The 20359-nt window shown below is 60.7% G+C and carries 22 protein-coding genes; 10 read left to right on the plus strand and 12 right to left on the minus strand.

All coding sequences use genetic code 11. The features are described from left to right. The first annotated feature begins 98 nt into the window (after positions 1–98). The 4 genes from ACK6D9_RS01470 to ACK6D9_RS01485 are packed head-to-tail and all read left to right on the plus strand — an operon-like array spanning position 99 to position 3126. Positions 99–1346: a divergent polysaccharide deacetylase family protein gene (locus ACK6D9_RS01470; RefSeq protein WP_322990807.1), complete on the plus strand. Its 1248-nt coding sequence runs from the start codon at positions 99–101 to the stop codon at positions 1344–1346. 12 nt (positions 1347–1358) lie between these two features. Then, positions 1359–1895 carry an RNA pyrophosphohydrolase gene (locus tag ACK6D9_RS01475; RefSeq protein ID WP_412050372.1) on the plus strand — a complete coding sequence of 179 codons (537 nt, stop codon included), beginning with the start codon at positions 1359–1361 and terminating at the stop codon, positions 1893–1895. Further along, positions 1892–2593, plus strand: a complete 702-nt coding sequence (locus ACK6D9_RS01480; RefSeq protein ID WP_412050373.1) for an aspartate/glutamate racemase family protein — start codon at positions 1892–1894, stop codon at positions 2591–2593. The genes ACK6D9_RS01475 and ACK6D9_RS01480 overlap by 4 nt, the downstream gene beginning before the upstream one ends. Next, on the plus strand, positions 2590–3126 hold the full coding sequence (locus ACK6D9_RS01485) for a GNAT family N-acetyltransferase (RefSeq protein WP_412050374.1): 537 nt from the start codon (positions 2590–2592) through the stop codon (positions 3124–3126). The genes ACK6D9_RS01480 and ACK6D9_RS01485 overlap by 4 nt, the downstream gene beginning before the upstream one ends. 182 nt (positions 3127–3308) lie before the next feature. Here the strand turns inward: ACK6D9_RS01485 and ACK6D9_RS01490 are convergent, their stop codons facing one another. From ACK6D9_RS01490 to ACK6D9_RS01530, 9 genes are all read right to left on the minus strand, one after another. Next, positions 3309–3716 (minus strand): F0F1 ATP synthase subunit epsilon, encoded by a 408-nt coding sequence (locus tag ACK6D9_RS01490; protein ID WP_412050375.1) that lies wholly within the window; start codon positions 3714–3716, stop codon positions 3309–3311. A 75-nt stretch (positions 3717–3791) separates the two neighbouring features. Further along, on the minus strand, positions 3792–5333 hold the full coding sequence (gene atpD / locus ACK6D9_RS01495; protein WP_412050376.1) for a F0F1 ATP synthase subunit beta: 1542 nt from the start codon (positions 5331–5333) through the stop codon (positions 3792–3794). Between the two features lie 24 nt (positions 5334–5357). Beyond that, positions 5358–6236: a F0F1 ATP synthase subunit gamma gene (locus tag ACK6D9_RS01500; protein ID WP_412050377.1), complete on the minus strand. Its 879-nt coding sequence runs from the start codon at positions 6234–6236 to the stop codon at positions 5358–5360. A gap of 27 nt (positions 6237–6263) precedes the next feature. Continuing rightward, positions 6264–7793 carry a F0F1 ATP synthase subunit alpha gene (gene atpA / locus ACK6D9_RS01505; protein WP_412050378.1) on the minus strand — a complete coding sequence of 510 codons (1530 nt, stop codon included), beginning with the start codon at positions 7791–7793 and terminating at the stop codon, positions 6264–6266. After that, on the minus strand, positions 7793–8353 hold the full coding sequence (locus ACK6D9_RS01510; protein ID WP_322988027.1) for a F0F1 ATP synthase subunit delta: 561 nt from the start codon (positions 8351–8353) through the stop codon (positions 7793–7795). Before ACK6D9_RS01510 ends, atpA begins: the two co-directional genes overlap by 1 nt. A gap of 250 nt (positions 8354–8603) precedes the next feature. Next, entirely contained in the window at positions 8604–8993 is a 390-nt protein-coding gene (locus tag ACK6D9_RS01515) for a DUF4345 family protein (protein WP_412050379.1), read from the minus strand. A gap of 111 nt (positions 8994–9104) precedes the next feature. Then, the gene (locus ACK6D9_RS01520; protein ID WP_322988025.1) at positions 9105–10043 is read right to left on the minus strand and encodes a DMT family transporter; all 939 of its coding nucleotides are present in this window, start codon (positions 10041–10043) and stop codon (positions 9105–9107) included. A gap of 132 nt (positions 10044–10175) precedes the next feature. Then, positions 10176–10628: a hypothetical protein gene (locus tag ACK6D9_RS01525; protein WP_412050380.1), complete on the minus strand. Its 453-nt coding sequence runs from the start codon at positions 10626–10628 to the stop codon at positions 10176–10178. 83 nt (positions 10629–10711) lie between these two features. After that, on the minus strand, positions 10712–11563 hold the full coding sequence (locus ACK6D9_RS01530) for a helix-turn-helix domain-containing protein (RefSeq protein WP_412050381.1): 852 nt from the start codon (positions 11561–11563) through the stop codon (positions 10712–10714). Positions 11564–11692: 129 nt separating this feature from the next. On the opposite strand from ACK6D9_RS01530, the gene ACK6D9_RS01535 reads away from it, so the two are divergent. Both ACK6D9_RS01535 and ACK6D9_RS01540 read left to right on the plus strand, forming a co-directional pair. Beyond that, positions 11693–11905, plus strand: a complete 213-nt coding sequence (locus ACK6D9_RS01535; RefSeq protein ID WP_412050382.1) for a DUF2061 domain-containing protein — start codon at positions 11693–11695, stop codon at positions 11903–11905. Between the two features lie 364 nt (positions 11906–12269). Beyond that, the gene (locus tag ACK6D9_RS01540; protein ID WP_412050383.1) at positions 12270–12758 is read left to right on the plus strand and encodes a hypothetical protein; all 489 of its coding nucleotides are present in this window, start codon (positions 12270–12272) and stop codon (positions 12756–12758) included. A gap of 127 nt (positions 12759–12885) precedes the next feature. On the opposite strand, the gene ACK6D9_RS01545 is transcribed toward ACK6D9_RS01540, so the two are convergent. Then, positions 12886–15090 carry a primosomal protein N' gene (locus ACK6D9_RS01545; RefSeq protein ID WP_412050384.1) on the minus strand — a complete coding sequence of 735 codons (2205 nt, stop codon included), beginning with the start codon at positions 15088–15090 and terminating at the stop codon, positions 12886–12888. Positions 15091–15186: 96 nt separating this feature from the next. Between ACK6D9_RS01545 and fsa the strand changes: the two genes are divergently transcribed. After that, positions 15187–15840 carry a fructose-6-phosphate aldolase gene (gene fsa / locus ACK6D9_RS01550; protein WP_267654404.1) on the plus strand — a complete coding sequence of 218 codons (654 nt, stop codon included), beginning with the start codon at positions 15187–15189 and terminating at the stop codon, positions 15838–15840. Positions 15841–15883: 43 nt separating this feature from the next. Here the strand turns inward: fsa and ACK6D9_RS01555 are convergent, their stop codons facing one another. After that, a complete protein-coding gene (locus tag ACK6D9_RS01555; protein ID WP_412050385.1) occupies positions 15884–16792 on the minus strand; it encodes a 1-acyl-sn-glycerol-3-phosphate acyltransferase in 909 nt (302 codons plus the stop codon). A gap of 165 nt (positions 16793–16957) precedes the next feature. Here ACK6D9_RS01555 and ACK6D9_RS01560 point away from each other — a divergent pair, with 165 nt between their 5' ends. The 3 genes from ACK6D9_RS01560 (at position 16958) to ACK6D9_RS01570 (ending at position 19752) form a co-directional block, all read left to right on the plus strand. Then, complete coding sequence (locus ACK6D9_RS01560; protein WP_412050386.1) at positions 16958–17893, plus strand: tyrosine recombinase XerC; 936 nt, start codon at positions 16958–16960, stop codon at positions 17891–17893. Between the two features lie 216 nt (positions 17894–18109). Beyond that, positions 18110–19201 carry a TraB/GumN family protein gene (locus ACK6D9_RS01565; protein ID WP_412050387.1) on the plus strand — a complete coding sequence of 364 codons (1092 nt, stop codon included), beginning with the start codon at positions 18110–18112 and terminating at the stop codon, positions 19199–19201. Positions 19202–19404: 203 nt separating this feature from the next. Continuing rightward, positions 19405–19752 carry a hypothetical protein gene (locus ACK6D9_RS01570; RefSeq protein ID WP_412050388.1) on the plus strand — a complete coding sequence of 116 codons (348 nt, stop codon included), beginning with the start codon at positions 19405–19407 and terminating at the stop codon, positions 19750–19752. A gap of 101 nt (positions 19753–19853) precedes the next feature. On the opposite strand, the gene ACK6D9_RS01575 is transcribed toward ACK6D9_RS01570, so the two are convergent. Further along, complete coding sequence (locus tag ACK6D9_RS01575) at positions 19854–20330, minus strand: DUF2867 domain-containing protein (RefSeq protein ID WP_412050389.1); 477 nt, start codon at positions 20328–20330, stop codon at positions 19854–19856. Between the last annotated feature and the right edge of the window lie 29 nt (positions 20331–20359).

Here is a 20359-nt window from a genome sequence, read left to right on the forward strand (position 1 = left end):
CGACCTTCTTTCCGCCGCCCCGCCCGCAATGCTACGGCTTGCAAGCGGGGCGGCGGACTGATTCAATGGCCGCCGCATCGGGATTCGGACAGAAGAACGTGGGCAACAATCTCCATCGACCACTGGGACAGGACCGCAAGCCGAAAGCTGGCGGAAGCAAAACAGCGAATTCTGCCTGGGGCACCCGGCTTGGTGTCATCGCCGTGTTGCTCGCCGTCATCGGCGGAGCCGGGTGGATAGCGCTGTCGGGCGCGCGGATCGAGACCACTGAAACTGCCGTGGTGATGCAGTCATCCAGCACCGATGCTGCCTCAAAAATCGCTGATGACACGGACGATACAGCGCAGCCCGATGAGGACGACGAGCTGACGACAGATCACCCCGGTACCGATGACCCGCTGCCGGAACTACACGGCGAATCTGGCGCCAATATCGTTACCACCCTCGGCGACGATGGCGAGGAGATCGAAAAGATCACCCCGGCCGACCGCGACAACAAACGGCCGGTGCTGCTCAAGATGCCCGGACGGGTGGGGCAGAATCCCCGCCTCGCCCATTTGCCCGATCCGGCGATAATCGAGCAGACCGAAAACGGCCGCTTGCCGGTTCGCGGCGCCAACGGCGAACGCCCCTTTGATGTTTATGCCCGCCCGTGGTCCGGTGCCCGCGGTGCCCGCATCGCCATCATTGTCGGCGGGCTTGGCCTGAGCCAGACCGGCACCCAATACGCCATCACGGCCCTCCCCGAGGAAATCACCCTGGCCTTTGCCGCCAATGGCAACAGCCTGCAGCGCTGGATGCAGGAAGCCCGGCGCGATGGCCACGAAATCCTGCTCCAGGTACCGTTCGAGCCTTTCGACTATCCCGCCAACGATCCCGGCCCAGGCACGCTGACGGTCGCAGCAGGCGCGGCAGCCAATCTCGAAGAACTTCACGCGGCGATGGGTCAGATCACCAATTACACCGGTATCACCAATTTCATGGGCGGTCGGTTTCTGGCCGACCCTGACGCGCTGGAGCCGATCATGCGCGACCTTGCCGGGCGCGGCCTCATGTTTGTCGATGACGGCACCTCGGCGCGCTCGCTGGCCGACCGTTTCGCAAGAACACTCGGAATTCCTTTTGCCGCATCCGATATGGTGCTCGACGCCACGCAAGAGCGCGGGTACATTCTCTCCAAGCTGGATGATCTGGAACGGATAGCCCGGCGCAACGGTCAGGCGGTGGGAGTTGCCTCGGCATTCGACGTCAGTGTCGACGCCATCGCCACCTGGACCAATGAAGCCAAGGCCCGCGGAATCGAGATCGTCTCGGCCTCCGCGGTCGCCGACGATCCGGAACAATGAACGGAATGCTTGATGGGCAACAAACAACGCAGCGCCAAATCCGCCGCTGACCTGCCTTACCGGTTATGCGCGGGGATCATGGTGCTCGACCGACGCGGCCTGGTCTGGGCAGGCCGGCGCATCTCCGAAGGCAACACCGAGTATGACGGTTCCCCGCAACTCTGGCAGATGCCACAGGGCGGCATCGATAAAGGCGAAGATCCCTATCAGGCAGCGCTGCGCGAACTCTATGAAGAAACCGGCATGAAATCTGTCGAACTGCTTTCCGAGGCGCCCGACTGGATCGATTATGATCTTCCCGATCATCTCCTCGGCATTGGCCTCAAGGGCAAGTATCGCGGTCAGCGGCAACGCTGGTATGCCCTGCGCTTTGTTGGCGATGAAAGCGAAATTCAGATCAATCCGCCACCGGGCGGTCATCAGCCAGAATTTGACGCCTGGGACTGGAAGCCGATGCAGGACCTGCCGGGGCTAATCGTCCCCTTCAAACGCAAGGCCTATGAACAGGTCGTCGATGCCTTCAGCCACCTTGCAGGCACCCCGCAATGAAACTAATCGGCCTGCTCGGTGGCGTTGGTTGGGAAACCACGGCCATCTATTACCGCCTGCTAAACGAGTATGTGCAGCGCGATCTGGGTGGTCATCATTCGGCCCGCATCCTCATTCATTCGCTGGATTCCGGCGACATAGAAAGTCATCGACGCGCAGGAAACTGGGACGAGATCGGCCACATCCTGGGCGAGGCGGCAGGCGCTCTCAAGGCCGGCGGTGCTGAATTCATCATTCTGGCGACCAACACAATGCACCGCATTGCCGATCATATCAGCACCGTTTCCGATCTCGAACTGTTGCACATCGCCGATCCTGTCGGGGCCAAGTTGCGCGCCGATGGTTTTACCAGGGTGGCCCTGCTCGGCACCCGGCACACGATGGAAAGCGATTTTTACCCGAATGTGCTGGAAACACGCTACGGGCTTTCGGTAATCACACCCGAACCGGATGAACGCGCCGAGGTGCAGCGTATCATCAGCGACGAGCTCTGCCACGGCATCATCCGCGCCGAATCGGAATTCTTCGTTGGCGAACTGGTCAGGAAACTGCACGCACGCGGCGCAGAAGCAGTGATCCTCGGCTGTTCCCACATCACCACGATCATTCCGCCGGAATGCGACATCATCCCGGTCTATGACACCACCCGGCTGCACGCCCGTGCTGCGGTCAGGCATGCACTTGGAGACCGGCCATGACTGATCAGCGCGGCATTGCCGCAAAGGCTCGATACCGTCCCGGCGAGGCATCCGACCTGCCGGCGATCCGCGCCGTCGAGGCACTCAGCTATGCCGGTGTCGAACCTGATACCGGATTATCGGAATCACTGGTGACGGCATCCGTCGACACGCTGTCACATATCGCCGAGATCGACGGTCACGTTGTGGGCCATATCCTGCTGACCCGGATCGATGGTCCCGAGCGGGCCCTGGCGCTGGCACCGCTGGCCATACTTCCTGATTGGCGTGACATGCAGATCGGCACCGAACTGGTGCGGCATGCGCTCAAGCGCGCACGCACCGATGGCTGGCACTCGGTCTTCGTTTATGGACAGCCAGATTATTACGGCCGTTTCGGCTTCAAGTCGCATCTCGCCGACCCCGCCGAGACCAGCTGGCAGGGACCGCGATTCCTGGCGCTGGAACTCGTCAATGGCGCGCTCAAGGGCTGGACCGGTCCATTGCGCTATCCAGAAGCCTATCAGGCCGTAGCCCACGCCCTGCAGCGATAGAAACCGTATCGCCGGTTACCTGACCGCCGCCCCACGCGCTTTTTGACGTAAACAACGCACCGCTCCGGCGCAAAGACGGCAATGACGGCAATGACGGCAATGACGAATGTCAACGCACACCATCGACAAACAAAAAGGACGGCCCGAAGACCGTCCTCTTTTCATTCATGATTCGAATGTGTTCAGGCCGGCAGGATGGCGCCGTGCAGCGTGGTCAGCTGATCGAGATATTCCTGCGCCTTCTGCTTGCCACTGCTGTCTGTCGCATCGGCGAGATCTTCGCGCGCGTTCTGCAAGCGGCGGTCGAGGTCTTCGCGATCGATATCGCCGACTGCAACGGCCGATTCAGCCAGCAGCGTACAACCGCTTGGCAGGATATCGGCAAAGCCGCCGAACACGACATAGCGTTCAGCCTTGCCTTCCGCAGTGTTCACCGTGACGACACCGGGCTTGATGGTGGTCATGGTTGGCGCGTGATGCGCCATCACCGTCATTTCGCCATCCGTGCCCGGAAGCACGACTTCGGTGGCAGATGCTGAAAGCAGCAGCCGCTCCGGAGATACGAGTTCAAAATTGAAGCTGTCAGCCATGACGTTCACTTTATCATCTTGTCAGACGGGAGCCCACGCCGGGCAACAAGCCCGACGCGGTCCGTTTGGTTTTGTTTAAGCGACTTCGGCGGCGAGGCGCTGAGCCTTTTCAACGGCTTCCTCGATGGTACCGACCATGTAGAAAGCCGGCTCCGGAAGATGGTCGTAGTCGCCGTTCACCAGGCCCTTGAAGCCCTTGATCGTGTCGGCCAGATCGACCAGCTTGCCAGGCGCACCGGTGAACACTTCAGCCACGAAGAACGGCTGCGACAGGAAGCGCTCGACCTTACGGGCGCGTGCCACGGTCACCTTGTCTTCTTCGGAAAGCTCGTCCATGCCCAGAATGGCGATGATGTCCTGAAGCGACTTGTAGCGCTGCAGGATTTCCTGGACGCGACGGGCTACTTCATAGTGCTCGTCACCGATGATCAACGGATCAAGCATGCGCGAGTTCGAATCGAGCGGATCAACCGCAGGATAGATGCCCTTTTCAGCAATCGAACGGTTCAACACCGTGGTCGCATCCAAGTGGGCAAAGGTCGACGCAGGCGCCGGGTCGGTCAAGTCATCGGCCGGCACGTAAACGGCCTGCACGGACGTGATCGAGCCCTTGTTGGTGGTCGTGATCCGTTCCTGCATCTGGCCCATGTCGGTAGCCAGTGTCGGCTGATAGCCCACAGCGGAAGGAATACGGCCCAGAAGCGCCGACATTTCGGAACCGGCCTGGGTGAAGCGGAAAATGTTATCGACGAAGAACAACACGTCCTGGCCTTCGTTACGGAATTGTTCCGCAATCGTCAGACCTGTCAGGGCCACACGAGCACGCGCACCCGGAGGCTCATTCATCTGACCGAACACAAGCGCGCACTTGGAGCCTTCGCCGCCGCCTTCCTTGTTCACGCCGGATTCGATCATCTCGTGATAGAGATCGTTACCTTCGCGGGTACGTTCGCCAACACCGGCAAACACAGAATAACCACCGTGGGCTTTCGCGATGTTGTTGATCAGTTCCTGAATGAGAACCGTCTTGCCAACGCCGGCGCCGCCGAACAGGCCGATCTTGCCGCCACGTGCGTAAGGCGCGAGCAGATCGACGACCTTGATGCCGGTGACCAGAATTTCAGCTTCAGTCGACTGTTCACTGAATGCCGGAGCTTCCTGGTGGATAGCGCGGCGTGCCTTTGTCTTTACCGGGCCTGCATCGTCAACCGGCTCACCGATGACGTTCAGGATGCGGCCGAGGGTTTCTTCGCCCACAGGCACCGAGATTGGCTCACCGGTATCAAACACTTCCTGACCGCGAACCAGACCTTCGGTCGAGTCCATGGCGATGGTGCGAACCGAGTTTTCACCCAGGTGCTGCGCAACTTCGAGCACCAGGCGGTTGCCCACATTGGTGGTCTCGAGCGCATTCAGGATGGTCGGCAACTTGCCGTCATCGAACCTTACGTCGACAACCGCGCCAATGACCTGCGTCACGCGACCCACCGCGCCGGATCTCGCCGCAACTTTCGTCGTTGCGGCCGCCGAGGCGGATTTTGCCGCTGCGGGCTTTTTCGCCGCTGCGGGTTTCTTAGCCGCTGCGGGCTTGGTTGCCGGGGTAGCTGCCTTAGCCATGTATCTTACCCTCTTCCGTGTCCCTTAGAGCGCTTCCGCACCCGAAATGATTTCAATGAGTTCCTTGGTGATCTGGGCCTGCCGCTGTCGGTTGTAGCTCATCGACAGCTTGTCGATCATATCCCCGGCGTTGCGGGTCGCGTTGTCCATCGCGGACATTTTCGCTCCCATTTCACCAGCGACATTTTCCAGCAGCGCCCTGAAGATCTGCACCTTGATCGAGCGCGGCAGCAAATCCTCGAGGATTTCCGTGGAGCCCGGCTCGTAATCATAGACCGCCGAGGCCGAAGTGTCTGCATCCGAAGTCGACGCCGAGGCAGGAATGATCTGCTGCGCCGTCGGCACCTGGCTGATGACCGACTTGAACTCCGAATAGAACAGAGTGCAAACGTCAAAGCCGCCTTCAGCGAACAGATCCATGACCTTCGCCGCGACCAGTTCGGCCTGCGCGAAGCTCATCTGCTTGACCTCGCGGAAATCCACCCGCTCGATGATCAACGACGCATATTCGCGGCGCAGAATGTCATAGCCCTTCTTGCCCACGCAGATGACCTTGACGTTCTTACCGTCCGCCAGCAGCCGGCGAACATGTTCGCGAGCAAACCGGGCGATCTGCGAGTTGAAGCCACCGCACATGCCGCGTTCGGCAGTGCAGACCACCAGCAGATGCGTGTCATCCTTGCCGGTGCCTGTCATCAACCGCGGCGCGTCATCACCACCGCCGACAGCTTCGGCGATGTTGGCCATCACCGCTGCCATGCGCTGCGAATAGGGCCTGGCGGCCTCGGCCGCCTCCTGCGCACGCCGAAGCTTCGCCGCGGCGACCATTTGCATCGCCTTGGTGATCTTCTGCGTCGCCTTGACGGAGGCGATCCGGTTTTTCAGATCCTTGAGTGAAGGCATCCGTTATCCGTCCTCGGTCTCTTGCCGTTAGGCAAAGTTTTTGGCGTAAGTGTCGATGGCGGCCTTCAGCTGCGACTTGAGATCGTCGCTGAGAGCCTTCTCCTTGCGGATCGCCTCAAGCACGTCTTTGCCTTCGCTGCGCATATGCGCCAGCAGGCCGTGTTCGAACCGATTGACATCGCCGACAGCGATCTTGTCGAGATACCCGTTCACACCAGCATAGATCACCGCGACCTGTTCTTCGGTCTTGAGCGGCGAGAACTGCGGCTGCTTGAGCAACTCTGTCAGACGCGCGCCGCGGTTCAGCAAGCGCTGGGTGGCGGCGTCGAGGTCTGAACCGAACTGCGCAAAGGCCGCCATTTCGCGGTACTGCGCAAGCTCGCCCTTGATCGAACCGGCAACCTGCTTCATCGCCTTGACCTGAGCCGCCGATCCCACGCGGGACACCGACAGACCGACGTTCACGGCCGGGCGGATACCCTGGAAGAACAGATCGGTTTCAAGGAAGATCTGACCGTCGGTGATCGAGATCACGTTGGTCGGAATGTAGGCCGACACGTCGTTGGCCTGTGTTTCGATCACCGGCAGCGCGGTCAGCGAACCACCACCATTGGCTTCATTGAGCTTGGCGGAGCGCTCGAGCAGACGCGAGTGCAGGTAGAAAACGTCGCCCGGATAGGCTTCGCGGCCGGGCGGACGGCGCAGCAGCAGCGAAATCTGGCGGTAGGCCACAGCCTGCTTGGACAGATCGTCATAGGCGATCAGCGCATGCATGCCGTTGTCACGGAAATATTCACCCATCGCACAGCCGGCGAACGGCGCCAGGAACTGCATCGGTGCCGCATCGGATGCGGTAGCGGCGATGATGATCGAGTATTTCAGCGCGCCGCGGTCTTCGAGGACCTTGACGAACTGGGCAACCGTCGAGCGCTTCTGGCCGACCGCGACATAGACGCAGTAGAGCTTTTCAGCCTCGGGGCCGTTCTCGTGGATCGGCCGCTGGTTGAGGAAGGTATCGAGAATGATCGCGGTCTTGCCGGTCTGACGGTCACCGATCACCAACTCGCGCTGGCCACGGCCGATCGGGATCAGCGCATCGATGGCTTTCAGGCCGGTCGACATCGGCTCATGCACCGACTTGCGCGGCATGATGCCCGGCGCCTTGACGTCCACCCGCGAGCGAAGCTTGCTCTTGATCGGGCCCTTGCCGTCGATCGGATTGCCGAGCGCGTCAACAACGCGGCCGAGCAGTTCCGGGCCAACCGGCACGTCGACGATGGCGCCGGTCCGCTTGACGATGTCGCCTTCCTTGATGTCCCGGTCGGAACCGAAAATCACGATGCCGACATTGTCGGCTTCAAGGTTGAGCGCCATGCCGCGAATGCCGCCTGGGAATTCGACCATTTCACCGGCCTGGACATTGTCGAGACCGTAGACACGGGCAATACCATCACCGACGGAAAGCACTTGGCCGACTTCCGATACTTCGGCTTCCTTGCCGAAATTAGTGATCTGGTCTTTGAGAATTGCGGAAATTTCCGCGGCGCGGATATCCATCAGCCAACCTCTTTCAGTGCATGCTTAAGGGTGGAAAGTTTTGTGCGAAGCGATGTGTCGACCTGGCGTGAGCCAATCTTGACGATCAGGCCGCCCAGCAACGACGAATCAACAGTGACGTCAAGCGTCACGGTTTTCCCGGTCACGCCCGAAAGCGCGGCCTTGAGTTCTTTTTCCTGCGCAGCCGACAAGGCGTGCGCGGTTGCCACATCGGCGGTCACCTCGCCGCGTTCCCGGGCAACTGTCTCGTGATAGGAACGGACAATTTCAGGAACGGCGAAGAGCCGGCGGTTGCGAGCGACCACCTGCAGGAAATTGCCGGCCAAACCGGAAATTCCGGCCTTGGCGATCAGCGCGGTAATCGCACGGCTTTGATCCTCGGCAGAAAAGACTGGGCTTTTGACGAGGCGCTGCAAGTCGGCGCTGCCGTCAATCAAAGCCTGAAAACGGTCAAGGTCCTTCGCCACGGCGTCAACCGATTTGGCTTGGGCGGCCAGCTCGTAAAGCGAGGAGGCATACCGTTCGGCGACACCGGAAATAAACTGGGAGTTGTCGGCCACGGGCGGGATTGTCTCTCGTTGGCATCCAAGTGCTTGCGCTCTGCCGGAATCCGGAAAGGCAAGCCTTTGATTTTGTTTCGGTAATTTTCGGGCCTCTCAAGCTCGAAAGCCTGTTTTTCCCGAAATGCGCGGTCCGTCTAGCATAGTGTGTCAGGACTCGCAACACGCCGGGCGCGGCTTAACACTCCTGCTTTGGGATGAATTGTACCTTCTTTCGGAGATCAGACGGCGGAAGACCGGCGGTTTCGGGTCAGATTATGCCGAGTCCGTAAAGCAATGGCAGTGCGGCAAGCATTGCCTCGATTACCACCGAAATGAAATTGTAGAGCGTCATCCCGCGGTCCGACAACATCGAAATGATTCGCCCAAATGCGGTAAAAGCCCACCCGGCGCCCAGCGCCAGATAGATCAGCGGTTGGGCGAACAGCATCGCGCAGATCGCCACGCCGAGGTAGAACCCGGCCATGGTGGCACGCGCTTCCGACACCGCTTCGGAATGGTCGGGCGCGGTTTGCAACCGCAGAATTCTGAGCGACAGCCGTGGCGCAAACATCAACAACAGGCCAAAGCCGAGCGTTACCAAAGCCGACGACCAGGCCAGCCATTCGCCTTGCGTTGTCGGCCAGTAGAATTCGATCATGCGGGCATCTCCAATCTGCCGGGCCCAACCAGACGGTCGGGCAATGTTCCTGTGCGACGCTTTACCACGGCCTGACGGACGACCAAAGCCATGGCGGCATACCCATTGGCATCAGCGTGCGGCGGCGACAAGCCGTTCTCGCCGTGCGATTCGGCGTTCGCGGTTCATGATGTAAAGCCCGCTCAGGCAGATGATCACCGCCCCCACAACTGTCCAGCCATCGGGAATGTCGCCGAATACGACAAACCCGAACAGGGTCATCCACAACAGCTGGCTGTAGACGAAGGGCGCCACTTTCGAGGCACTGGCCAGCCCGCTGGCGCGCACCAGCAGCAGATGGCCGCCTGCGCCGAATAGGCCGAGGCTGGCGAGCAACACGATCTCCAGCCAGCCCTGCGGCATGGTTGTGGCATAAAACGCCGACGGCGCCAGCAAGACGGTTCCGATGATGCCCGAATAGAACACCATGCTAGACGGGGTCTCGCGCGCCACCAGCTTGCGCGTCAGGATCGAGTAGACGGCATAGGTAAGCACCGTCGCAACAGACCAGAGAATCGGCAACTGGAACACGTCCGACCCCGGCCGCACCACGATCAGCACCCCGACAAAGCCGACGATGATCGCCGCCCAGCGGCGCGGTCCGGCCCATTCGCCAAGCATCGGCCCGGCCAGCGCCGTAACCAGCATCGGGCCGGCGAGAAAGATGGTCACCGTCTGCGCCAGTTGCAGATCGCGCAGCGCCAGGAAGTTGAAAAGGGTGGTAGCCGGCAGCAGCACGGCTCGCAGAATCTGCAAGCCGGGATTGTGCATCCGGTACAGATCCTTCCGCCGCCAGCCCTGAAAGACGATAAGGGAGAGCAGCGTGTGCCCGGCAAACCGGCACCAGACCACGAACACCGCCGCATAACCGATGGTGACAAGATACTTCGCCGTGGTGTCGAGCAGCGCAAAGCCCATAAAGGTGCCAAGCGCCAGAACCATCGCCACAGGCGGCATTGCCTCGCGGTCAACGTCGTGTCGCGCGGGCCGGTTCGGAAGAATATGATCCAAGATGATGGTCTCGTTGCAGAAAGAGCAAGACATGCACCTCCCGGCGGTGCCTGTCAAAAAGCCAAGCCCGCTCGACCGGAAGCCTGTCCGGCATCCCTGCCCGGGCCGCATTGTTTAGCAGCTGTTGGCCCCTCAGGCGCCGCAATCGCCCTCATAGGCAATTTCGCTGCTGGTTCCCGAACGGCTAACCATGATGGTGCCCGAATAGCCGGCCGATTCGCTGCCCTGCTCGCCATCGATCATGGTCAATTCAACCCGATAGGGGTTGGCGTCATGGCTGCGGTAGATACGAACCACGCCGCCGTCGATTTCCTGCATGTCGATTTGCGCCAGTTGCCGCAGCTGATCATCGATACGCATGAACGGCGTCTCGATCGTGTCGGTCTCATCGACCGGGAAATTGGTAAACAGCACCCAGCGCCAGGATGACGGGTCATTGTAGTCGAAAATGTGGCCGGCGCGCATGAACGAGCAATAGCTTTCAATATCCGGCCAGACGATATCGCCGATTCGCGGGCCGCTTTCCTGGGCCACGGCGGTGCCGGCCATCAATGCTGCCAATGCTGTAAGCGTCAATGCTTTCATGTTGCCCCTCCTGATCCGGGTTTAATGCCCGTTGAAGCTAACGATCTGCCTCATCAATGCAACCAGGCCAACACAGCGAACTCTCAACCCTGCGCCTGCTCGAAAATCTCGCGAATGATTTTTCCGGCATTGCGTGCCTCGACTTCCGATTCACGCACCAGCGTGTCGAAATGCTGCGTCAGCGCACTGACCTGCTTGCTGTCGCGGTACACCAGGTAGAACTGCCCGACATAGACGGCCGCCAACAACCGTCCGAAAATGGACACCGGCGCCGAAAACACCTTCTTCGAATCGTAAAGATAGAGCCTCAGCGACGGGTACAGCCGGGCGCAGCCGTCTGCCATGAACGCGATCTGCTCGGCCCGGACATCGCGATCGAGTCCTTCCCAGTAGCCGTGACCACGCGCCAGCGACTTCACCTTGTCGATCGAGACACAGATTTCATAGTCCGAGCCGGGCGCGCGCAACCACTCGGTGGTTTCGTGCATGGCGCCGCGCGCCTGCTCCGGTGTCTTGTCGAGGAAGGCGGCATATTCCCATTCCAGCACCGCTTCGGTCTTCAGAATATCGGGAAGCATCGCCGGCACATGCCGGATCTTGTGTCCGGCGGCCTCCTGGTGCCAGGCGATGATCTGCTCGTCCGCCGGCGTCCGCTGCGCCGTTTCCATGCGGAAATTCGCCGACAGAACTTCCGCCGCCGTCTCTGGCCGGTCCGACAATCCCAAAAGCCAGTCCGCACTGACGCCCAGAGCCTCGGCACATTCCGCCGCCAGATGCGCATTCGGCAGCCGCACCTCGTCGCTGGCCAGCAATTGCGCAATGGTCGAGCGATCGACCCCGGTCCCCCGCGCCAGCGCGCTGCGGCTCATCCCGGTCAGGGCCAACCGGGCAGCCAGCCGGGTGCGAAAAAGTTCGGAACGCTCATTTTTGTGCATTGCTGCATATTCACACGGTTGATGAATTTAATCAACAAACGCGCATTTTTGCTGCAAAGATACAGAATTCCGGCGAATGCGCGAACGGAGTAAAAAGGCTCTGTCGCAGCATCGACTACAGGAGAAACCATGGAAACGACCCTCAGAACCATCGCAAAAGCAATCACCTGGCAGATCCTCGGACTTGTTGTAACCGGTGCGCTGGCGTGGGGTTACACGGGGTCCGTCATTACCGCGCTGTCCTTCGCCCTCTCCACCGCAGCCAGCGGCCTTGCCTTCTTTTTCGTTCACGAGCGGATCTGGGCACGCATCAACTGGGGAATCCGGGAGCGGCATGCGTGATGGCGCTGGCTCGGGACTCCTGAAAGGTTTCTGGCCTTCAAATAAAGCATCGGCATTAGCCTCAGCTCCCTGTAGACCTGTTTTGGCAGGGAGCAAACGTTTGTTGCATCGCCTGCCAATGTAGGCGCAGCCGGCAAGGTCATCATTTCCGTATTAGCGCGAACCGCAACTCGTCTCACATTTCGGTGTCGTCTGACGAGCCAATTTCAGACCATCGCAGCGCTGAGGAATGCTCAGCAGATCATGCAGTCAATTGCTGTTCTCTCATTAAAGAGATCCAGCGTGATCAAACGTTAATTGATCGCGCTTTGGTTCGGTCATACGGAGTGGCGACCGAAACGTAATCTCACGCAGAAAGAACATAATGACATTCTTTTACTCGCTCTCTCGACGGCAAATTGCTCTATCGATCATCCTTGCCGGCCTGATTGGAGAGGGAGTCTTTGAAATTTATGCATGGTTCATTTCGCCACTCATCTTCAACGTTATTTTGCAACCATCCAATCTGGTCATTGCTTTGACGGCGAAATTAACTGGCGCACAGATTTCACATGCCGTGGCATTTCCAATTCATTTTATGATTGGGTCGCTAGGATTTGGCCTCTTCGTTTATCTGACCCGTTTGTTCATGCCCTCACGGATCTGGCTGACCGGTTTCGTGTCAGGCCTTATACTGTGGTTCGTTGCCCAGGGCATTCTGGCGCCCTTTATCGGACGTAGTTTCATGATGGACTTTGGAACATACACACAGTCGTCGTTCATCGGACATGTCGGCATGACACTTCTAATGGCGCATCTTCTTGAAGCGTTTTTGTCGTATTTCAAGAACAAGCCTAATCTGGCGGAGGCCTGAGGATGCCGTGCACGATGTTAGGGCAAGGTGGACGGATGAGACCGTAATCCAATTCTGAAAATGGCGATCAGACTGGATTACATAGCCCGCCCCGAAACTAATTTCCGGTATCGATCAATTCCCACCCTTACAGAAAACTTTGCGGATCGATATCGACCTGAACCTGCACCGAGCCGCGTGGCTTCGGGCCCTTGACCAGCATCTGTTTCAGGAATGCCTGCATGTCGTTGCCGCGCGCGCCATGCACCAGCAGCCTGAAACGGTAGCGACCGCGAATCAGCGCCAACGGCGCTTCCGCCGGGCCGAGCACCATGATTCCCGAGGACGATGGCGCACAGCCGCGCAAGGCCCGTGCATGGCTCTCTGCCTCAGGCCGTGTCGCCGCCGAAATGATCACCGAGGCGAGCCGCCCGAATGGCGGCAGCACCGCCAGCCGCCGTTCCTCGGTCTCGCGTTCGTAGAACGCCTCCGGATCGCCCGACGCCAAGGCCTGCATCACCGGGTGCTGCGGTTGAAACGTCTGGATCAGGCCGTGACTCTTGCGCCCCGACCGCCCGGCCCGACCCGTCACCTGGGAGAGCAGCTGATAGGTACGTTCAGCCGCTCGCGGGTCACCGTTTGACAGCCCCAGATCGGCGTCGACCACGCCAACTAGCGTCATCAGCGGAAAATTGTGCCCCTTTGCCACCAGCTGCGTGCCGATGACAATATCCGCCTCACCCTTGGCAATCGCTTCGAGCTCGATCCTGAGCCGCCGTGTACCACCTGCCATATCCGATGACAGAACGATGGTGCGCGCCTTGGGAAAATGCTTGTCGGCTTCCTCGGCGATCCGTTCGATCCCTGGGCCGCAGGCAACCAGATGGTCCAGCGTTCCACATGACGGGCAGGCCTGCGGCGTCGGCTCGTTGTGGCCGCAATGGTGGCATTGCAATTGCGCCCGAAACCGGTGCTCGACCAGCCAGGACGAGCATTGCGGACACTCGAACCGGTGCCCGCACACTCGGCACAGGGTCAGCGGTGCATAACCGCGCCTGTTTAAAAACAGCAGCGATTGCTCGCCACGCTCCAGCGTCTCGGCCATCGCCTTGAGCAGCACCGGCGACAGGAAGCCGCCGCGCGCCGGCGCATGCCGCCTTAAATCCACCAGCTTGAGATCGGGCAACCCGGCATCGGCGTAGCGGCCCGACAGCACCAGGTGATGGTAGCGCCCCTGGGCGGCGTTGACGCGGGATTCGATCGACGGCGTCGCCGAGGCCAGCACTACCGGAATATCGGCGAGCCGGGCCCTGACCACCGCCATGTCGCGGGCATTGTAGAATACCCGGTCCTCTTGCTTGTAGGCCGGGTCGTGCTCCTCATCGACAATGATCAGGCCGAGATCGGAAAACGGCAGGAACAGTGCCGAGCGCGCGCCGGCCACCACATTGACCCGACCCTCGGCGGTCTGCCGCCAGACCTTTTCGCGTGTTCTGGGCGCCAGTTCCGAATGCCATTCCGCCGGCCGCGCCCCGAACCGGTCGTGAAACCGGTCGAGGAATGCGCTGGTCAACGCGATCTCCGGCAGCAGGATCAGCACCTGTCGGCCCTGTCTTATCGCTTCGGCGATTGCCTCGAAATAGACTTCGGTCTTGCCCGACCCGGTGACGCCGTCGAGAAGCGTCGCCGCAAATCCACCCTTGGCCACCGTGGCGCGCAGCGCATCGGCCGCAGCAACTTGGTCGACCTCCAGTTCCGCCGGGCTGTAATCGGGATCGGGCGCAGCCACCACTGGCGGCGACGGCAACTTGACCGCCTCGAACACGCCCTGCGCGGCAAGCCCGTCGATCACGCCGGGCGACACCCCGGCGGCGTGGGCGAGGCCGCTCTTGCTCCAGGCCAGCCCGTCACCGGCCTGCGCCAGCACCCGCTCCCGCGCTGCCGTCAGCCGCTCGGGTTGCCCACCGGTCAGCCGCAGCGCATTGATCATCGGCTCGGGATCGAACGCCGCCGGCGCCCTCAGCGCCATCCGCGCCACCAGCCCGGGCGGCGACAGCGTGTAGGCCGATACCCAGTCGATAAACCGCCGCATTGGCTCGACGATCGGCGGACAGTCGAACACCTGGACGATCTCGCGCAACTTGTCGGGATTGATCACGTCGGCGGGGCCGTCCCATACCAGCCCGGCAACCAGCCGCGGGCCCAGCGGCACCTGCACGATCTGGCCCGGCACAGCGTCAACCCCTTCGGGCAGCGCATAGGAATAGGCCCGCTCAGCAGGCATCGGCAGCAGCACCGGAACCACTTTACGCGGAAACAACCCACCATCAATTTGTCGCGAATCTTTGTCCATGTAGCGTGACCTTGCCCCCACATTGGGCTAAAGGAAACCCAGATATATCATTGAAGCGCCGGTACGAACCCGCCGCTGAAGCTTTGGAGCAAGAAAATGAAATTCTTTGTCGATACCGCCGACGTCAACGAGATCCAGGAGCTCAATGATCTGGGCCTGATCGATGGGGTGACCACCAATCCGTCGCTGATCATGAAGTCCGGCCGCGACATCCAGGAAGTTACCAAGGAAATTTGTGCGATTGTCGACGGCCCGGTCTCCGCCGAGGTCACCGCCACCGAGTATGACGCGATGATGAAAGAGGCGGCGGTGCTGGCCAAGATCGCCGACAACATCTGCATCAAGCTGCCGTTGACGCTGGATGGTCTGAAGGCCTGCCGGGCGCTGGTTTCCGATGGACACCAGACCAATGTGACATTGTGCTTCTCCGCCAACCAGGCGCTGCTCGCCGCCAAGGCCGGCGCCAGCTTCATTTCGCCCTTTATCGGCCGGCTCGACGACATGGCCATGGACGGCATGGATCTGATCCGCGAAATTCGCCAGATCTACGACAATTACGGCTTCGACACCGAAATTCTCGCCGCCTCGATCCGCACCGTCAACCATGTCCGTGAAGCAGCCCTGATCGGCGCAGATGTGGCCACCATCCCGGCATCCACCATCAAGGCGCTGGTCAAGCACCCGCTCACCGACAAGGGTCTCGAAAATTTTCTCGCTGATTGGAAAAAGACCGGTCAGAAGATCGTCTGAGCAGACGTAGCCAAGTCCTGCATTATCCGTGCCGGGCCGCTTTTCAGGCGGCCTGGCACCAATCTCTCGGCGCCGGCTCAAAACCCCGATCGGGATTGTCGGCAAGCCCGTGCACCGTATGATATTCGAGCGCCCGCACCGCTTCGTTCGGATCGCCGTCAAGCGCCTCCGGCATGATCGGCTCGCCGACGGTAAAGCGGAATGTCTGGTTTTTCTTGTTCAGCAGCTCGTGAAACACGGTCATGTCGCGCAGCTCGGTCGAATGTTTTGACAGCCAGTAAAACAGCCCCGAATTGCGCGCCGAGACATGCACCGGAACCACCGGCAGCGCATGCCGCCGCGCCAGCGTGACGGCGGACACCTTCCACGGACGTTCGGTCAGCTTGCCCTCGTTCCAGAAAGCGATCCGGCCCGATGGAAACAGCACCGTCGCCTTGCCGTTCTGAACCGCACGGTTGGTCAGTTGCAGGGTTTCGCGAGTCTTGTCGCGGCTCTTGAAGTCGTCGCGCCATTCCACCGGGATGATGATTTCCTCAAAGCGGGGATTGACCCGCACTGCATCACGGTTGGCAAAGATCATCATGTCCGGCCGATGCTGGGTCAGAAAATCGAACATCGCCACGCCATCGGCGATCCCGGTCGGATGGTTGGCGACCAGCAGAAAACCGCCCTCGCGCGGAATCCGGTGCGCGCCCTGCGACTGGATATCAAGTTGCAACAGATCGCTGAGATATTTGAAGGCTTCATGGCCCGACATCGCTGCAATCGCGTCGGCCATGCGCACGGCTGCACCATATTTCAGGGTCGCGTAAACCAGCGGGCGCAACATCGGCCATGCCGGGTGCGCGACAAGACGGCCACCCCGCTCGCCGATCAGCTGATCGATGATGTGGCCCGGGCGGCCATGGGCCAAAATCTGTAAGCGGTCAGATATATCTGCCACATACGCCATGGAACCGACCCCTCTGGACTCCGCTGTCGCAGAACCTATGGCAAGCGATTGTGATGTCACGATGACACCACGCCAACGCTTTCGTTTACCCCTCGCTAAGGCCTCAATGCAATAGTCGGCTGCAAGTTCCGCAACATCGCGGAGGCGAATACTCATGGGTGCATCATGCAACAACCGCTGGTTATCGCCGCCCCGGACGTAATTGACGAACAGCAGCACTGGCTCGCGCAACTGATTCAGGAGCGACGGCTCTCAGCCAAAACCGCCGAAGCTTACGAGCGCGACCTGCGGCAGTTTTTGAGTTTCCTGACCTGGCATCTGGGTGGGCCGCCAAAGATTGCCGACCTCGCCGATCTCAAACCGCTCGACCTGCGCGCCTTCATGGCCGTGCGCCGCCGACAGGGCGCCGGCGCCAGAACGCTGGGCCGCGGGCTTGCCGGCATCCGCTCGTTTCTCAGGCACCTTGAGCGCAAGGGACTGGCCAACGCCGCCGGCGCTGCCGCCACGCGCGCCCCCAAACAACCAAAATCCCTGCCCAGACCGCTCAATGCGCGCGATGCCTGCCGGGTGGTCGATACCGACCTTCAGCTTGCCGACGAACCCTGGATTGCCGCCCGCAACGCCGCCGTGCTGACGCTGCTCTACGGTTGCGGCCTGCGCATCTCCGAAGCACTTTCGCTAACCATTGCCGATCTGCCGCAGGATGGCGAAAGCCTGCGAATCACCGGCAAGGGCGACAAGACCCGGCTTGTGCCGCTGTTGCCGATCGCCCGTCAGGCGGTCGACGCCTATCTCAAGCTGTGCCCCTATGCGCCAGCGCCCGACGCGCCGATGTTTCGCGGCGCCCGTGGCGGGCCCTTGCAGCCAGCCATCGTGCAAAAAGAAATGCGACGACTGCGCGGTGCGCTCGACCTGCCCGACAGCGCCACGCCGCACGCGCTCAGGCATTCCTTCGCCACCCATCTGCTGGCCGGTGGCGGTGATCTGCGCACCATCCAGGAACTGCTCGGCCATGCCAGCCTGTCGACCACCCAGGTCTATACCGGCGTTGATACCAGCCGGCTGATCGAGATCTACGACCGCGCCCATCCCCGCGCCTGATTCCACAAACCCGGCCCCACTTTGTGTTGATCGCCGACGCCAGCGACGAGGCCTTTGTCAGCCCCGCTATTCCGCAAGCACAAGCCCGCGCAGGTTTGCCCGTGACGGTCGTTAACCTGGCATTCACCACGTCTGCAGGCGGACTGACCGGTTAACCCAATTGTCGCCGCCACGGCGCTAGGATGGCAAGATTGAATCAACAGGAATGGCCTGCCCATGCGACACCAGCCCGTCATTTCCAAGCTGCACGCGGTGTGTGTGCGGGTCCCCCGGCTGGTCTTCGCAATCGCCGCATCGCTGCCGTTGATCCTGCTGCTGCTGCTCATAACCGGGCTGCTGCTCGGCGGCGGCAAGGTTCGTGCCGAAACCGCCGATTCGTGCGGCGGTGAAAACCTTGTCACCCGTCTGGCAACCACCAACCCGGAGGCGCTGGCAAAGGCCCGGGCCGAAGCCGCCGCAGTTCCCAATGGCCATGGTCTGTTCTGGAAGATTGAAAAGCCAGGCCTTGAGCCGTCCTATCTGCTCGGCACCATGCATGTCACCGACCCGCGCGTCACCCGCATGCCCGACGCCGCCCGCACCGCTTTCGACACGGTCGATACGGTCGTCATTGAGACAGTCGACATTCTCGACCCGGTCAAGGCCCAGGCCGCGATGATGCTGAAGCCGGAACTCACCATGTTTACCGACGGCACCACGCTAACCTCGCTGCTGAACGCTGAAGACGCCCACCTCGTCGAGGCCGAACTGGCGCGCCGTGGCATTCCGCTGGCGCTGGTCTCCCGCATGAAGCCATGGATGATCGCCGGTCTGGTCGCGCAACCCGCCTGCGAGATCGCCCGCAAGGCAGATGGCGCTGAATTCCTCGACATGAAAATCGCCAACGACGCCAAGAAGGCTGGCAAGCAACTGCTCGGACTGGAAAGCATCGGCGAGCAGATCGAGGCGATGGCCGATTTGCCGATGGAGTTTCACGTCCGCGGGTTGGTCGAGACCATCCGTCTGGCCGACCTGATGCCCGACATCATGACCACCATGACCGAGCTGTATCTTGAAGGCGAGATCGCGCTGATCATGCCGGCGATCCTGGCCGCCGGTCCCGCCGACGCCGGGGAGGATGTGAGCGGCTATGCCGAGTTCGAAGAACGCATTGTACTGGTTCGCAACCGCCTGATGGCGGAACGCGCCGCACCGATTCTCGACAAGGGCAACGCGCTTATCGCCGTCGGCGCACTGCATTTGCCCGGCCAGCAAGGCCTGGTATCGCTTCTGGAAGCAGCAGGATATACACTGACACAGCAACAATAGCTTCTATCGTATGTAATTGATGTATTATCTCAAAAGATACACGGAATGTTACAGAATGTAAGTTTATGTGCATTGGCACACGAGCAAGCAACCCAATGCCTTCAACATAACTCCAGAATTAGATTCCATTTTTCTTCAGTACTTCGGAACCAATCTCCCGGTCATGGCGTTAGCGCCTTATAACCGACCAAGGAGATGTCGAAATGGTTGAATACACCCCCCATAATCGTCCCGTCGACAATACCCGACCGAATGAGCATATCCGCGAAACAACCGTGGTCGAGTCCGGCCGTTCCGGGGGCTGGATTGCGGCCCTCGTGCTGATCGTGTTGCTGGCCATCGGCGGCTTTGTCTACTGGAGCGCTGACGGCGGCCCGGCAACTGCACCGGCCAACACCGACGCTGAAATCAACCTGCAGGTCGCTCCCGAAGCTGGCGCTCCGGGCACCGAAGCGGTAGATCCGGCACCGGCAGTCCCCGCAGCTCCGACCGAAACCGCCCCGGCTGACCCGGCCGCTGCACCGGTCGAACCGGCCCCGCAGAACAACTGATAACCTCAAGCCGGGCTTCGGCCCGGCCCCTCCCAGGCAAAAAGCCGTCCGGCGCGAACCGGACGGCTTTTTGTAGTGCGGGAAAAGGCCATCCTTGCTGGTCAGCCGACACGCGACAGCGAACTCGCCACAATCAATTTGTGGAACGGCATGATCACTGCCAGATAGGCGCGACCAAGGAAATTGTGCCGCCTGATCAGGGTCATCATCCTGATGCGGGTCTTACCGTCACCGGATGGCTCGGCAAGCACCACAATCCGAAAATCGAGATGCCGATCATCAAAACCAAGCACCATCTCCGCGTCGCTCCGGCTGATTACCGGAAAGAACCCGACACGCGCCACCGAAGCCGCAGCGCCGCCCGGATCACCCTTCAGGCCGAATGGTCGGACAACGAGATTGCGCAGCACCATCAGTGCGCCAACCCATTTGGGCATGCGTTCGAATGCCTGACGAGCGACAGTTTCCGCAGATAATCCGGATCTCGGTGTCAGCAATTCAAAGCAATCGGCCCAGTCCGCATCCGGCAGCGCTGGATGCGGCAGGCAAACCCGGATTTCACGGGCTTTCAACGCCACAGGTGCTTTTTGTGGCCGGACACCTGGCT

Source organism: Hoeflea sp. Naph1 (assembly GCF_046837775.1).
In the GTDB taxonomy this organism is placed as follows: Bacteria; Pseudomonadota; Alphaproteobacteria; order Rhizobiales; family Rhizobiaceae; genus Hoeflea.